Raw genomic sequence first — 15,293 nt, forward strand, 5'->3', positions numbered from 1 at the left:
GTCTTATGGATATTGCATCCGTCATAGTGGATGTACCTGCTAAACAAACGGATCGAGAATTTGACTATCGTATACCTGAAAAGTGGAACCTAGTCATCAAGCCCGGAATGCGGGTCATTGTGCCATTCGGTCCAAGAATGGTGCAGGGGTTCGTCACCGGATTAAAAGCTAAAAGCGACTTTGCGAAATTACGATATATAAAAGAACCAATGGATTTGGAGCCCATCCTTAATGATGAGTTGCTTCAGCTGGGTGACTGGTTGACCAAAGAGGCCATGTGTTTTAAAATTTCAGCCCTACAGGCCATGCTTCCGGCAGCAATGAAAGCAAAGTATGAAAAAGTGATCAATGTCATTGAAGATAAAAAGAATCAGCTCCCACCCTTCATTCAAAGTCTTTTCGGAAAGAATGATGCATTATCCTGGAAAGAAGTGATTGAAGGGGAGAATGCATCACTTTTTCAAAAGGAAATACAAAATGGCAATCTAGAGCTTGTGTATAATGTGAAAAACCGACTTAATAAGAAGACCGTCCGTGTCATTAAATCCCTGCTTTCCTCTAAGGAACTGAAAGAAATGGCATCAACCATTTCCAGCCATGCAAAAAAACAACAGGAACTCCTTCAATACTTTATTGAACATCAAGAGCCAGTTCCCTTAAAGGAATTGCTTGAATTGATCAACACATCAAGCAGTACCGTCAAATCCCTAGTGTCAAAAGGGGCCTTGGCGGAAATGGATCAGGAAATATACCGTGATCCTTATGAAAATCGTGTGTTCAAAAAATCCAATCCCTTTACTTTAACAGAAGAGCAAGCAGCTGCCTTGAAGCCCATCCATGAGAAAATAAATCATGATGAACATGATGTCTTCCTTTTATATGGTGTGACCGGGAGCGGGAAGACGGAAGTGTATCTGCAGGCAATTGCCTCTGTCATTGAAAAAGGGAAGGAAGCCATCATGCTGGTACCTGAGATCTCCTTGACGCCACAAACGGTGAAGAGGTTTAAAGAACGATTTGGAGAACAGGTCGCTGTCATGCATAGCGGTTTATCCGTAGGTGAAAAATATGATGAATGGCGGAAAATTCACCGCAAAGAGGTAAAAGTTGTGGTGGGCGCGCGTTCAGCCGTGTTTGCTCCTTTTGAAAACCTGGGACTGGTCATCATTGATGAGGAGCATGAATCCAGCTATAAGCAAGAAGAAACGCCAAGGTATCATGCTAGGGATGTTGCCATTGAAAGAGCGAAATCTTATCAGTGTCCGGTAATTCTAGGTAGCGCCACTCCTACACTTGAATCTTTTGCGAGAGCCAAGAAAAACGTCTATAAATTACTGACCCTTAGTCAAAGGATGAATAAAAATGCATTGCCAGCAGTGGATATTGTAGATATGAGGGAAGAATTAAGGACGGGAAATCGTTCCATGTTTTCGGAGCTGCTCTTCACCAAGCTGAAAGACCGGCTTGAAAAAGGGGAGCAAACAGTATTGATGCTAAATAAACGGGGACATTCTTCCTTTGTGATGTGTCGAAGCTGCGGATTGGTCATCAACTGCCCTAATTGTGACATTTCACTCACCTATCATCGCTTTAATGATATAATGAAATGCCATTATTGTGGGTTTGAAGAGGGAATGCCCTCCGTTTGCCCTGAATGTGAAAGTGAACATATAAGGTTCTTCGGTACAGGCACACAAAAGGTTGAAGAAGAGCTTGCAAAAATTCTCCCTGATGCTCGGGTGATACGAATGGATGTCGATACAACGAGTAAAAAGGGTTCACATGAGCGTTTGCTGAATGCCTTTGGTGAAGGAAAGGCTGATATATTGCTAGGCACTCAAATGATTGCCAAGGGCCTTGATTTTCCTAATATCACGCTTGTTGGAGTCCTTTCAGCGGATACTATGCTTCATCTGCCTGATTTCCGTTCTTCGGAAAAGACATTCCAGCTGCTGACACAGGTCAGCGGAAGGGCGGGACGTCATCAGCTTCCGGGAGAAGTGGTCATCCAAACCTATACACCTGAACACTATAGCATCGAGCTTTCTGCCTTGCAGGATTTTGATGCTTTTTATGAACGGGAGATGCATCTACGGAGGCAAAGTCATTATCCTCCCTATTATTACGTTGTCCTTATAACCGTTTCTCATGAAGACTTAATGAAGACGGTGAGTGTTACTGAGAAAATAACCAATTATTTAGGTTCTCGATTGAATCGGGATTCTATCGTTCTCGGTCCTGTTGCTTCGCCCATTAGCCGAATCAACAATAGATATCGTTATCAATGTCTGATAAAATACAAACGAGAGCCGGACCTTAATCAGCATTTACGTACACTTTTAGAGCATTATCAAAAAGAAACGGCTCAAAATCTTCTGCAGATTTCAATAGATTTAAATCCACAGATCATGATGTAATTGATTAAGAAATGGATGGTTTATGCGAGCTGTTAAAGCTTGCGTTTTTATATAATGAAGTGCTGTTTTTCATATCTAGGAGGGTACCTTTAATTTTGGCTATTTTACCGATTGTCATGTTTCCTGAAAAAATTTTACAACAAAAATGCGATAAAATAACAAGTTTTGATAAAAAGTTGGCAAAGATGTTAAATAACATGTACGAAACGATGGTGGAGGCGGATGGCGTTGGTCTTGCAGCACCTCAGGTTGGCGTGAAAAAGCAAGTGGCCGTCGTCGAAATAGAGGAAGGATCAGGTGTAATCGAACTGATTAATCCAGAAGTGCTGGAAATGGAAGGCGAACAGACTGGTGTTGAAGGGTGCTTGAGCTTCCCAAGTTTATATGGTGAAGTTACTCGCCCATACCGCGTAAAAGTGCGGGCACAAGACCGTAAAGGATCTTTTTTCGAGTTAGAAGCGGAAGATTTCCTCGCAAGGGCCCTTCAGCACGAAATCGATCATCTTCAAGGGGTTTTATTCACGAGTAAGGTCTCTCGTTATATTTCGGAAGAAGAGTTAGAAAGGTATGAAGAAGAATGACAAAAATTATCTTTATGGGAACACCGGATTTTTCAGTGCCGGTATTGAAAAGAATCATCGATGAAGGGTATGACGTGATTGCTGTCGTCACACAGCCCGATCGTCCAGTAGGCCGCAAAAAGGTGCTAACGCCGCCGCCAGTTAAGGTCGAAGCCGAAAAGCAGGGGATTCCTGTTTATCAGCCAGAAAAAATCCGTGAACAAGAAGAACTTGAAAAGATCATTGCATTGAATCCTGACTTAGTGGTGACGGCTGCTTTTGGACAAATCCTTCCGAATGAATTGTTGGATGCTCCTAAGTACGGATGTATTAATGTACACGCCTCCCTGCTTCCTGAACTACGTGGAGGGGCGCCCATCCATTATTCCATTTTGCAGGGGAAAGAAAAGACTGGGATCACCATCATGTATATGGCGGAGAAATTGGATGCCGGGGATATATTGACTCAGGCGGAAGTTGCCATAGGGGAAGAAGACAATGTCGGCACACTGCATGATAAATTAAGCAAGATAGGGTCAGATTTACTTGCAGAGACTCTGCCAAAACTTTTAAATGGGGGTTTACAGGCGATCAAGCAAGATGAGAATAAAGCGACTTTCGCACCTAACATTAAACGGTCGGAGGAAAAAATCGACTGGTCGAAATCAGGGGAAGTCATCTATAACCAAGTGCGTGGCCTGAATCCTTGGCCTGTTGCCTATACAACCTTAGACGGATCCACTTTGAAAATTTGGCAGGCAAAGAAACGTGAAGAGGGCAATCGTGCCGTGCCAGGCACTGTCATTGAAGTACAAAATGATGGTTTCATCGTCTCGACAGGCAACGAGACGGCAATACTAGTTACTGAATTGCAGCCTTCAGGAAAGAAAAAAATGCCGGCCAAAGATTACTTGCGCGGAGCCGGGTCGTTCATTAAAGCAGGCATGAAGTTAGGAGAACAGAATGAAGCAAACTAAAAAGGGAGTACGTGAAATCGCTCTCGATATTTTGGAATCTGTGGAGAAAAACCAATCCTACAGTAACCTATTACTGAACAACTTGATTAAAAAGCATCAGTTATCCGGTGTGGACAGCGGTTTGCTTACAGAGATAAGCTACGGTACCATACAGCGGAAGATGACTTTGGATTACTATTTGAACCCGTTTATTAAACAACCTAAAAAAACGCAAAGCTGGGTCATCAATTTACTTAGGCTTTCCGTTTACCAAATGGTCTATTTAGATAAAGTGCCAGATCATGCGATCATTTTTGAAGCTGTCGAAATTTCAAAAAAGCGCGGACATAAAGGGACTTCTTCAATGGTCAATGGCGTGCTTCGTAATATTCAAAGAAATGGGGTTCCATCTTTTGATGGTATCAAAGATGATCTGGAACGGCTTTCAATCGAAGTAAGTCATCCACTTTGGTTGGTCAAGCGTTGGGTAGAGCAATTTGGTTATGAAAAAACCAAGGAAATGTGTGAAATCAACTTGACTGCACCATTACAGACGGGACGGGCTAATTTAAAGAAGATTTCACGCAGCGAACTAATCAGCATTTTAACGGAAGAAGGATATGATGTTGAGGCAAGTGAAGTCGTTCCCGAAGCCATCGTCAGCTATAAAGGTAATCTTGCTCATTCAGAAAGCTATAAATTGGGGTATTTATCGATTCAGGACGAAAGTTCAATGCTTGTAGCCCATGCATTGGGTGCAAATGAAAATGATGCTGTACTCGATTGCTGTGCTGCACCTGGAGGGAAAACGACACATATCGCAGAAGGCTTGACCACTGGTCAAGTATATGCTCTTGACCTTCATGAGCATAAGGTCAAACTCATCAAAGAGCAGGCGGAGCGCCTAAAACTCAGAAATAATATTAAGACAATGGCCCTTGATAGCAGAAAAGTGCGAGAACACTTTAATAAGGAAGGGTTTGACAGGGTCCTGATCGACGCACCATGTTCAGGGTTGGGAGTCATGCGCCGGAAGCCTGATGTAAAGTATACAAAAACAAAAGATGATATAATGAAACTCTCAAGTATACAAAAACAATTATTGGAAGCTGCCGCCCCGCTCGTAAAGCAAGGCGGACGGTTAGTATATAGTACCTGTACGGTGGATAAAGAAGAAAATGACAAAGTCGCTGCAGCATTTTTGGAAAGCCATCCGGATTTTGAAAGCGATGCGACCCTGTCTGAAAGAATGCCTGAAAGCGTTCAGCCATTTATCGAGGGTCATACACTGCAAGTTTTTCCGCAATATTTTAGCAGTGACGGATTCTTTATTGCGAGTTTTAGAAAGAAGGTGCTGTAATGGCAGAAATCACAAAATCATCTAGAGTAAAAAAAGACACAACACCAGAAAAACCATCGATCTACTCATTAGAGCTTCACCAAATTAAAGAATGGCTTATTCAAAATGACGAGAAGGCATTCCGGGCCGATCAAGTTTATGACTGGCTTTATAAAAAGCGTGTCTCCAGTTTTGAAGATATGTCCAACCTTTCGAAATCTTTACGAGATAAGCTGGAATCACAATTCACCTTCACTACATTGAAAACTTTGATTCAGCAAACGTCCAATGACGGAACGATGAAGTTTTTATTTGAACTTCATGATGGATACTCGATTGAAACGGTGCTGATGCGCCATGAATACGGAAACTCCATTTGCGTGACAACACAGGTAGGGTGTAGAATTGGCTGTACATTCTGTGCCTCGACACTTGGCGGTTTGAAGAGAAATCTTGAATCGGGAGAAATTGTTGCCCAAGTCGTAAAAGTTCAGCAAGCACTTGACGAAGTTGAAGAACGTGTTAGTTCTGTAGTAATCATGGGAATCGGTGAACCGTTCGATAACTATGATAATATGATGTCATTCTTGAAGAATATAAATCATGAAAAGGGCTTGAACATCGGGGCACGTCATATTACCGTTTCCACAAGTGGAATCATTCCAAAAATCTACAAATTTGCCGAAGAAAGCATGCAAATCAACTTTGCTGTTTCCCTGCATGCACCGAACACGGAATTGAGAAGTAAATTGATGCCGATCAACAAGGCCTACAAACTTCCGGACTTGATTGAAGCCATCAAATACTATACAGAAAAAACAGGGCGCCGTGTAAGTTTTGAATATGGTCTATTCGGTGGCGAAAATGATACAGTGGAACACGCCGAAGAATTGGCAGATTTAATAAGCGGGATAAAATGCCATGTCAATTTAATTCCGGTTAACTATGTACCGGAACGCAACTATGTACGTACACCTCGGGACCAAATTTTTGAGTTTGAAAAAACATTGAAGAAGCGCGGCATTAATGTAACGATCCGAAGGGAACAAGGCAGTGATATTGACGCAGCCTGCGGCCAGCTTCGGGCCAAGGAGCGCAAAGAAGAGACGAGGTGACCCTATGAGGGCAATATTTAAAACAGACCGTGGAAAAGTCCGCCAGCATAATGAAGATAATGGCGGAATTTTTAAGAACTCGGAAGGCGTCCGCCTTGCCATCGTTGCAGATGGCATGGGCGGCCACCGTGCCGGGGATGTAGCGAGTGCAATGACGATAGACCTTTTGAAAAAAGGCTGGGAAGTATCAAGCGGGATCGAAACGGCAAATGATGCTGAGGATTGGCTGAAACAGCAAATCGTCTTGGTCAATCAGTTGCTTTTTGAACATGCCGAAGCAAATACGGAATGTAAGGGTATGGGGACAACGATTGTTGCAGCCATTTGTACCGACAAGTTTGCTACCATTGCCAACATCGGGGACAGCCGATGTTATTTGTATAATGAGAGCGGTTTTAAGCAGGTCACGGAAGATCATTCACTTGTTAATGAACTGGTCCGTTCTGGGCAGATTTCGAAGGAAGATGCCGAGAACCATCCACGAAAAAATGTTTTATTACGAGCCTTGGGGACAGAATTGCAAGTGGAAATGGACATTACGACGGTCATCTTTGAGGAAAATGATTTACTATTGCTTTGTTCGGATGGTTTGACGAATAAAGTGAGTGAACAGGAACTTGAAGATACGATAACCAATGGGCAGCCACTTGAAGAAAAGGCGAATTCATTAATAGATATGGCCAATCACTACGGTGGGGAAGATAATATCACTCTTGTGCTTGTTCAATTTACTGAAGAAAGTGAAAGCAGGTGAATTGAATGTTGATTGGTAGAAGAATCAACGGCCGTTATAAACTGATCGAGATGGTCGGTGGCGGCGGTATGGCGAATGTTTACCTTGCAAGGGATATGATTTTAGATAGGGATGTTGCATTGAAAATCCTTCGCATGGATTTTAATAACGACGAAGAGTTCATCAAGCGCTTCAATCGGGAAGCCCAATCGGCAACCAGTTTGGCCCATCCCAATATCGTAAGCATTTATGATGTCGGGGAAGAAGAGTCCATCTATTATATTGTAATGGAATACGTGGACGGTTTTACACTTAAGCAATACATACAAAAATATTATCCCATTCCAGTTGATAAAGCCTTGGATATCATGAAGCAAATCACGGCAGCTATTTCCCATGCCCATCATAATGGGATCATCCATCGTGACATCAAGCCACAGAACATTTTGATTGATAAAGAAGGAACCGTCAAGATTACGGACTTTGGAATTGCATTGGCCCTGAGTGCAACAAATATAACTCAGACTAACGCAGTCTTAGGCTCTGTTCATTATTTATCTCCAGAACAGGCTAGAGGCGGAATGGCCAATAAAAAGTCGGACATTTATTCACTTGGCATCGTCATGTTTGAATTACTGACGGGGAGATTGCCTTTTTCGGGTGAATCTGCCGTTTCGATAGCTCTTAAACATTTACAATCGGAAACTCCTTCGCCAAAACGCTGGAACTCTGAAATACCTCAGAGTGTGGAAAATATCATCTTGAAAGCGACAGCCAAAGATTCATATTACCGCTATGAGAGCGTAGACTCAATGGAAGATGACATTCGGACATCACTTAATCCTGAACGTTCAAATGAACTGCCTTTTACGATTCCTGAAGATCATGATGCGACCAAAGCCATCCCTGTCATTACGGACGATCAGCTTTCAAGCATAGATGAGACTATCATTAGAGGTCCGGAAAAAAATACTTTAGTCTATGCGGATGATGGGGAAAGTGGATCAGAAGCAGAGAGTAAATCGAAGAAACAAAAGAAACAGAAGAAACAGAAAAAACAAAAAACGAAATCGGAACAAAAAGATAAAAAACGAAAGAAAATGCCTGCCATTTTGGTGACCACCTTTTTAGTACTTGCCCTACTTGCTGTTTTATCTGTCACTGTTTTACCTTCCCTCTTTGGTTCGAAGGAAGTGACGATCCCTGAACTTAAAGGGAAAGAATTGGATGATGCCATTACTGAATTGCTTAAATTGGATTTGGTCATCGGAGATACGATTGAGATTGAAGATGAAGAGGTTGATGCGGACCTTGTGATCAAAACCAACCCTAAGGCAGGTAAGACTGTCAAGGCAGGCGCAGAAGTCGATATTTACCAAAGCATTGGTAAAGAAACGATTTCATTGTCCAGCTATGAAGGCCGAGATTACTCAGATATTAAATCATTGCTTGATAAAATGGGATTCAAAAACATAATCGTGACCGAAAAATATGATGACAGTGCTCCCGGTACAATCATAGAACAAAGGCCTTCGGGTGCCACTGATATCGTACCATCGGAAACGGAGCTTGAGTTAACGGTCAGTAAAGGGGAAGATTTATTGAGCTTGAAGAACTTAACAGGGTTCAATGAAACTGGCCTTAATGATTATTCCAGTGATAGTGGAATAAAGGTCGATGTGGAAAAAGAAGTCTATGATGATTCCGTTGCAGAGGGGCTTGTCATTTCCCAGTCACCAGAACCGGGTACGAAGGTGGAAAGGGGCAGTACGGTGAAAGTGGTCCTTTCAAAAGGGAAAGAAGAGATTCCTCCTAAGAAGGTAACGGAGGAAATCAAAATCGAGTATGATCCGGTTGAGCCGGGCAAAGCCCAAAAGATACAAATTTTCATTGAGGATATCAACAATAGCATGACGGAGCCTAAAGAAACATTCTTTATCGTGGAAAATGCCAAGCGAACGATCGAATTAACGGTTTCCCCGGATAAGAAAGCAGGATATAAAGTCATGCGGGATAATCAGGTCATCATCGACCAGGCCGTCTCTTATCCAGAATAAATTTAATAATTAGGAGTGTGGTTATGCCCGAAGGAAAAATTATCAAAGCATTAAGTGGATTTTATTATGTCCTTGATGGAGAAGAGGTCTATCAATGCCGGGGACGGGGAGTGTTCAGGAAAAATAAGGTAACTCCACTTGTAGGGGATTATGTTGTTTTTCAAGCGGAAAATAAAACGGATGGGACCGTTACCGAAATAAAACCGCGAAAGAATGAATTGATCCGACCGCAAATATCAAATGTAGACCAAGCCATCCTAGTCTTTTCGGCAGTAGAACCTGATTTCAGTCCAGCTTTGCTTGATCGATTTCTTGTACTAATTGAAGATAACGAGATCGAACCCATTATCGTTGTGACCAAACTTGACTTGGTTACTTCTGAAAACCAGCAGAAATTGTCTCAGTATATCAAGGACTACCAGAAACTTGGCTATACTGTACTGGAGACATCTTCAGTTACCGCTGGAGGCATTGAAGGACTAGTACCGTATTTAGAAGGAAAAACGAGTGTATTTGCCGGTCAGTCCGGTGTTGGGAAATCGTCTTTGCTGAATGCAATCAATCCTGAATTGGCTTTAAAGACGGATGATATTTCGTCACACCTAGGACGTGGGAAGCATACCACCCGCCATGTTGAATTGATTCACATTGGCTCTGGGCTTGTCGCGGATACACCAGGTTTCAGTTCACTTGAATTCATGGAAATGGAAGCTGAACGGTTATCCTATTGCTTCCCGGAAATGCATAAGCATGGGGAGGACTGTAAATTTCGGGCTTGTCTGCATGATAAAGAACCGAAGTGCGCTGTGAAGGGAGCGGTGGATTCCGGGGAAATTCCACTTTATCGATATGAGCATTATATGCAATTCTTAGAGGAAATCAGAGATAGAAAGCCGAGGTATTAAAATGGTTAAAATCGCACCATCCATTTTATCAGCTAACTTTGCAAAATTGGGGGAAGAAATTCTAGATGTAGAAAGGGGCGGAGCGGATTTAATCCATATAGATGTCATGGATGGACATTTCGTGCCGAATATTACGATAGGTCCGTTAATCGTCGATGCTATCCGACCGGTGACGAAACTTCCGCTTGATGTTCACTTAATGATCGCACAACCTGATCGTTATATCGAGGCATTTGCGAAAGCAGGAGCCGATTATATAACTGTGCATTTAGAGGCATGCACCCATTTGCATCGGACGATCCAATTGATTAAATCTTTTGGTGTAAAGGCAGGAGTGGTGCTTAATCCAGCCACACCAGCTTCCTTGATCCAACCTATAATTGAAGATATTGATATGGTATTGTTGATGACAGTTAACCCGGGTTTTGGCGGGCAAAAGTTCATTACATCCGTACTGCCCAAAATTGCCGAGGTGAAGGCGATGGCAGAAATGTATAATCAAGATCTGGAAATAGAGATTGATGGTGGAGTAAACGAAGAAACGGCTAAATTATGTATTGAACAAGGGGCGACAGTCCTGGTGGCCGGATCGGCAATCTATAATCAAGAAGATCGACACGCAGCGATTCAAAAGATTCGGGGAAAGTGATATAAGCCGACACTATCATATTCATATGATAGTGATCGGCTTTTTTTATCAATTAAACAAAGGCATCTTGGGTATGAATATACATAGAAAAGGATGATTTCGATGATTATTAGTATAATGGCTGGAGGTCCGGAATGTTTTTGGCCGGATCTGACGTGGTATAAGGAGATGACTGATCTTTGGGTCGGGGTTGACAGGGGAGTCTGGGCCTTGCTTGAAAAAGGTATCGAACCTAAGTACGGTTTTGGGGATTTTGATTCGGTTTCGGAAGATGAATATAAGAAGATTGAGCAAACACTGGAACAAATCAATCTATATTCTTCAGAAAAGGATGAAACGGATTTAGAAATTGCATTTAAATGGGCTCTAGGGCAAAAACCAAGTGAAATTCACATTCTGGGCGCTACAGGGGGAAGAATGGATCATTTTCTTGGTAATATCCAGCTGCTCCAAAAAGAAAGTGTCCTCCCTTTTCATGAAGACATTGATATATACATAGTCGATCAGCAAAATATATTCACAGTGAAAACAGCGGGTTCTTATGAGGTCGCTGCTTTGAAAGATAAGAAATACATGTCATTGCTCCCAGTAACGGCGGAAGTCAGCGGCATTACACTATCAGGCTTCAAATACCCACTGAGTGATGCAAGCCTGGAAATGGGTTCGACGCTTTGCATCAGCAATGAACTAATTTCCGAATCTGGGAATGTTTCATTTGAGAAAGGCATATTAATGGTGATAAGAAGCAGTGATTAAAATTCATGCTTAGAGCAGATTCGGATATAATTTTCAATCATCCTATATCCGCTTAAAAGCTTATGTTGTAATAGAAAAATTCCACTTCATCTTTTATTGTGGGATGCAAAGAGGAGGGGCATGATGAAATTTTATACGATTAAATTGCCAAAAGTTCTGGGCAGTTTGGTAAGGGCTATGCTCGGAGCGTTTAAAAAAGGCTGATACTTATCTCCATGACACCTCTCAATTTCAGGGAGGTGTTATTCTTCGGGATTTCTGGGGAATGATGAAAGGGGTTGGCCATCGATTAATGGGTGATGACTTCTTTTCTTGATGCAGACTAGACCTGATCATCGAAAATAAAACCATCCCCATTAAAATGCCGGCCAATACAAGTAAAAAGGCATCCTAAGAGGATGCCGTAACATTATACGCGTTCTACTTTGCCCGATTTAAGAGCTCTTGCAGAAACGTATACACGTTTAGGTTTACCGTCAACTAAAATACGTACTTTTTGAAGGTTAGCGCCCCATGTACGCTTGCTAGCGTTCATTGCGTGAGAGCGGCTGTTACCAGAACGAGTTCTTCTTCCAGTGATTACACATTTACGTGCCATGTTAAATTCCCTCCTAACTACAACAAGCTTAAGTTTTTCGCAGTCGTCTTAAGTCTTTGTAAAATACTTTAATAATTTATCATACCTACCGTTAGAATGCAATACTTCAGTTAATTACTTTCAAGAAAAATACCTTGACATACATACTTTGAAATTGAATTATATAAAGTGCCGTACGACATTTACTTTTAAAACCATTGACATTATAGTAAAATGTCTATAGTTGACTTGATTTTTTGGGAGGGAAAAGAAAATGTCTATCGAATTACAAACGAAATATGGACAAATTGATATCTCTAATGATGTTATCGCTACTGTAGCAGGCGGCGCAGCTGTGGATTGCTACGGAATTATAGGAATGGCTTCCAAAAAACAATTTAAAGACGGCATTGCCGAAATTTTAAGAAAAGAAAACTTTACTAAAGGTGTAATAGTCCGTCAAGAAGAGGAAGAAGTTCATATCGATATGTTTATTATCGTAAGTTATGGAACGAAAATCTCGGAAGTTGCTCATAATGTGCAATCAAAGGTAAAATACACTTTGAACAAAACTGTAGGATTGGCTGTTGAATCCGTTAACATTTTTGTACAGGGTGTTCGTGTGACGAACCCTTAAGTAATAGGAGGAAAGTTTTGTGTCAATTACAAGTTTAAACGGAAAGCGCTTTGCCGAAATGATCATTCAAGGTTCCAACCATTTAGCGGCTAACGCCCAAATGGTTGATGCGTTGAATGTTTTCCCTGTTCCAGATGGAGATACTGGGACGAATATGAATTTATCGATGACTTCCGGAGCGAAGGAAGTGCAAAATAACGTCCAGGAACATATTGGGAAAGTGGGTACATCTCTTTCAAGAGGACTGTTAATGGGCGCTCGCGGGAATTCAGGTGTTATCCTTTCTCAACTTTTTCGCGGTTTTGCTAAAGCGATTGAACATAAATCGGAAATAAATAGTGAAGAATTCGCCCAAGCCTTTGAAGCTGGGGTTCAGACAGCTTATAAGGCAGTAATGAAACCTGTTGAAGGAACCATCTTAACGGTTGCAAAAGATGCAGCAAAGCAAGCGGTTTCATCAGCAGCAAACCACCAAGACCTAATTCAGGTAATGGAAGAAATCGTTACGGAGGCCAATGCTTCATTAAAACGTACACCGGATCTTCTTCCGGTCCTAAAAGAAGTGGGAGTCGTAGACAGCGGCGGGCAAGGGTTGGTGTTTGTATATGAAGGCTTCCTTGCTGTGCTGAAAGGTGAGGCCCTTCCAGTCCGTTCTGCTAATGGCCCAAGCATGGATGACATGATCAATGCCGAACACCACATGAACGTACAAGGGCATATGAATACGGAAGATATCTTGTATGGTTACTGCACGGAATTCATGGTCCGATTGGAAAGTGAAAAACTTGCCAATAAATCGTTTGATGAAGAAAAATTCCGAAATGATTTAAGTGAATACGGAGATTCCTTATTAGTCATCTCTGATGATGAAGTTGTCAAAGTACATATTCACTCTGAACAGCCTGGCACGTGCCTGAATTATGGACAGCAATACGGTAGTTTAATCAAACTGAAAATCGATAATATGCGTGAACAGCATACTGCGATAGTAGGTGAATCGAATACATCGCTTCAAACGAAACCGTCAACCAAAGAGAAGTACGGTGTAGTGTCCGTAGCTATGGGTGCTGGCATAAGCGAGTTATTCAAAAGCATCGGCGCTAAGTCCGTCATCGAAGGCGGGCAAACGATGAATCCTAGCACGGAAGATATTGTTAAAGCGGTTGAAGAGGCATATGCAGATCATGTCATCATCTTGCCTAACAATAAAAATATCATCATGGCGGCCAATCAAGCTGCAGATGTACTTGGTGATCATGTGACTGTTATACCAACGAAAACGGTACCACAGGGAATGGCAGCATTGTTGGCTTTCAACCCTTCACTAGATGCTGAAGAGAATAAAAAAGCGATGATTGAAGCTCTTTCGTATGTGAAAACGGGCCAGATTACTTATGCTGTGCGGGATACCAGCATTGACGGCCTGGCAATTGAGACCGGTGACTTCATGGGAATCGCTGAAGGAACCATCAAAGTTAAGGATAAAGACATGACTCAAGCGGCAAAAGACCTTCTCTCCGATATGATTGACGAAGATTCCGAAATCCTTACCATTTTATATGGAGAGGATGCAACGGCAGAAGATGTCGAAAGTCTTGTTGCGTTTTGTAATGAGAATTTCGAAGACGTTGAAGTTGAAGTCCATAATGGGAAACAACCTTTATATTCTTTTATTTTTTCAATTGAATAAAAAGAGTATCATAAGATAAGTGGGACTTCATCGACTCTTTGTTTGAAGGACCTGAAAAAAATAAAAGGCAATAAACTGCATAAGTCATTAGGCTATGCAGTTTTATTTTTGTGAAATGAAGGATTACGAACAGCATGAATGGAATTACAATAAATTTGGCGTTATTATTAAACTAACTCCCAGTGTTTCCCTTGGGTTCAGTTCTAAAAAAGGAGGAGCGATTCATGAAATATAGAAGTGTGTTCGATATAATTGGTCCTGTTATGATTGGTCCCTCTAGTTCCCATACAGCAGGGGCTGCAAGAATCGGTAGGGTTGCCAGGCATTTATTCGACCGGGAACCTGAATGGGCCCATATTTCTTTTTACGGATCGTTTGCTAAAACCTATAAAGGCCATGGAACGGATGTAGCCATTGTAGGAGGCTTACTTGACTTTGATACATTTGATGAGAGAATCAAAGAATCGCTGGAAATAGCCCGGAAAAAGAAAATGAAAATCACTTTTCGTGAAGAAGAAGCCGTGCCGGAACACCCCAATACAGCAAAAATAACGGTGGGGGATGATGATGGCGAACTGGAACTTGTCGGTATATCGATTGGCGGGGGGAAAATTGAAATTGTCGAACTGAATGGGTTTAAATTGAGGCTATCCGGCCACAATCCTGCCATACTCGTCGTTCATGATGATCGATTTGGTGCCATTGCCAATGTTTCAAACATTTTAGCCAAGCATCAAATCAATATTGGGCAGATGGAAGTCTCCCGTAAAGAGAAAGGGAAGATGGCCTTGATGACCATTGAAGTGGATCATAACTTGGAGGATCAGGTCATCAACGAAATAACAGCGCTCCCCAATATCACTCAAGTAGCGAGGATTGTTGATTGATAGGGCAATCGTTTC

Annotated in this window: 15 protein-coding genes; 14 read left to right on the forward strand and 1 reads right to left on the reverse strand. The window is 41.9% G+C overall.

The genetic code is table 11. From position 1 onward, the window contains the following. Positions 1 to 5: 5 nt before the first annotated feature. From priA to spoVM, 11 genes are all read left to right on the forward strand, one after another. A complete protein-coding gene (priA, locus tag SB775_RS00870) occupies positions 6 to 2,417 on the forward strand; it encodes a primosomal protein N' (protein WP_410860264.1) in 2,412 nt (803 codons plus the stop codon). Positions 2,418 to 2,512: 95 nt separating this feature from the next. Next, positions 2,513 to 2,998, forward strand: coding sequence for a peptide deformylase (def, locus tag SB775_RS00875; protein ID WP_061462362.1), 486 nt, complete (start codon positions 2,513 to 2,515; stop codon positions 2,996 to 2,998). Further along, positions 2,995 to 3,954, forward strand: coding sequence for a methionyl-tRNA formyltransferase (gene fmt, locus SB775_RS00880; RefSeq protein ID WP_089362428.1), 960 nt, complete (start codon positions 2,995 to 2,997; stop codon positions 3,952 to 3,954). The genes def and fmt overlap by 4 nt, the downstream gene beginning before the upstream one ends. Further along, positions 3,941 to 5,293 (forward strand): 16S rRNA (cytosine(967)-C(5))-methyltransferase RsmB, encoded by a 1,353-nt coding sequence (gene rsmB, locus SB775_RS00885; protein ID WP_410860265.1) that lies wholly within the window; start codon positions 3,941 to 3,943, stop codon positions 5,291 to 5,293. The genes fmt and rsmB overlap by 14 nt, the downstream gene beginning before the upstream one ends. Beyond that, positions 5,293 to 6,387: a dual-specificity RNA methyltransferase RlmN gene (gene rlmN / locus SB775_RS00890; RefSeq protein ID WP_061462365.1), complete on the forward strand. Its 1,095-nt coding sequence runs from the start codon at positions 5,293 to 5,295 to the stop codon at positions 6,385 to 6,387. The genes rsmB and rlmN overlap by 1 nt, the downstream gene beginning before the upstream one ends. 4 nt (positions 6,388 to 6,391) lie before the next feature. Next, positions 6,392 to 7,141 carry a Stp1/IreP family PP2C-type Ser/Thr phosphatase gene (locus SB775_RS00895; protein WP_061462366.1) on the forward strand — a complete coding sequence of 250 codons (750 nt, stop codon included), beginning with the start codon at positions 6,392 to 6,394 and terminating at the stop codon, positions 7,139 to 7,141. 5 nt (positions 7,142 to 7,146) lie between these two features. Next, complete coding sequence (gene pknB / locus SB775_RS00900; protein WP_410860267.1) at positions 7,147 to 9,177, forward strand: Stk1 family PASTA domain-containing Ser/Thr kinase; 2,031 nt, start codon at positions 7,147 to 7,149, stop codon at positions 9,175 to 9,177. 23 nt (positions 9,178 to 9,200) lie between these two features. After that, positions 9,201 to 10,082, forward strand: a complete 882-nt coding sequence (gene rsgA / locus SB775_RS00905; RefSeq protein WP_089362431.1) for a ribosome small subunit-dependent GTPase A — start codon at positions 9,201 to 9,203, stop codon at positions 10,080 to 10,082. A 1-nt stretch (position 10,083) separates the two neighbouring features. Beyond that, a complete protein-coding gene (rpe, locus tag SB775_RS00910) occupies positions 10,084 to 10,731 on the forward strand; it encodes a ribulose-phosphate 3-epimerase (RefSeq protein WP_410860268.1) in 648 nt (215 codons plus the stop codon). Between the two features lie 102 nt (positions 10,732 to 10,833). Beyond that, on the forward strand, positions 10,834 to 11,487 hold the full coding sequence (locus SB775_RS00915; protein WP_089362432.1) for a thiamine diphosphokinase: 654 nt from the start codon (positions 10,834 to 10,836) through the stop codon (positions 11,485 to 11,487). Positions 11,488 to 11,610: 123 nt separating this feature from the next. After that, entirely contained in the window at positions 11,611 to 11,691 is an 81-nt protein-coding gene (gene spoVM, locus SB775_RS00920) for a stage V sporulation protein SpoVM (protein ID WP_034313769.1), read from the forward strand. A 205-nt stretch (positions 11,692 to 11,896) separates the two neighbouring features. Here spoVM and rpmB read toward each other — a convergent pair whose 3' ends face one another. Beyond that, positions 11,897 to 12,085: a 50S ribosomal protein L28 gene (rpmB, locus tag SB775_RS00925; RefSeq protein WP_034313767.1), complete on the reverse strand. Its 189-nt coding sequence runs from the start codon at positions 12,083 to 12,085 to the stop codon at positions 11,897 to 11,899. A 253-nt stretch (positions 12,086 to 12,338) separates the two neighbouring features. Here rpmB and SB775_RS00930 point away from each other — a divergent pair, with 253 nt between their 5' ends. From SB775_RS00930 to sdaAB, 3 genes are all read left to right on the forward strand, one after another. Next, positions 12,339 to 12,701 carry an Asp23/Gls24 family envelope stress response protein gene (locus SB775_RS00930; RefSeq protein ID WP_089362433.1) on the forward strand — a complete coding sequence of 121 codons (363 nt, stop codon included), beginning with the start codon at positions 12,339 to 12,341 and terminating at the stop codon, positions 12,699 to 12,701. 19 nt (positions 12,702 to 12,720) lie between these two features. Next, entirely contained in the window at positions 12,721 to 14,391 is a 1,671-nt protein-coding gene (locus SB775_RS00935) for a DAK2 domain-containing protein (RefSeq protein ID WP_410860269.1), read from the forward strand. Positions 14,392 to 14,615: 224 nt separating this feature from the next. Next, on the forward strand, positions 14,616 to 15,278 hold the full coding sequence (sdaAB, locus tag SB775_RS00940) for an L-serine ammonia-lyase, iron-sulfur-dependent subunit beta (RefSeq protein ID WP_410860270.1): 663 nt from the start codon (positions 14,616 to 14,618) through the stop codon (positions 15,276 to 15,278). The last annotated feature ends 15 nt before the right edge of the window (positions 15,279 to 15,293 follow it).

This window comes from Peribacillus sp. SIMBA_075, from assembly GCF_046534585.1.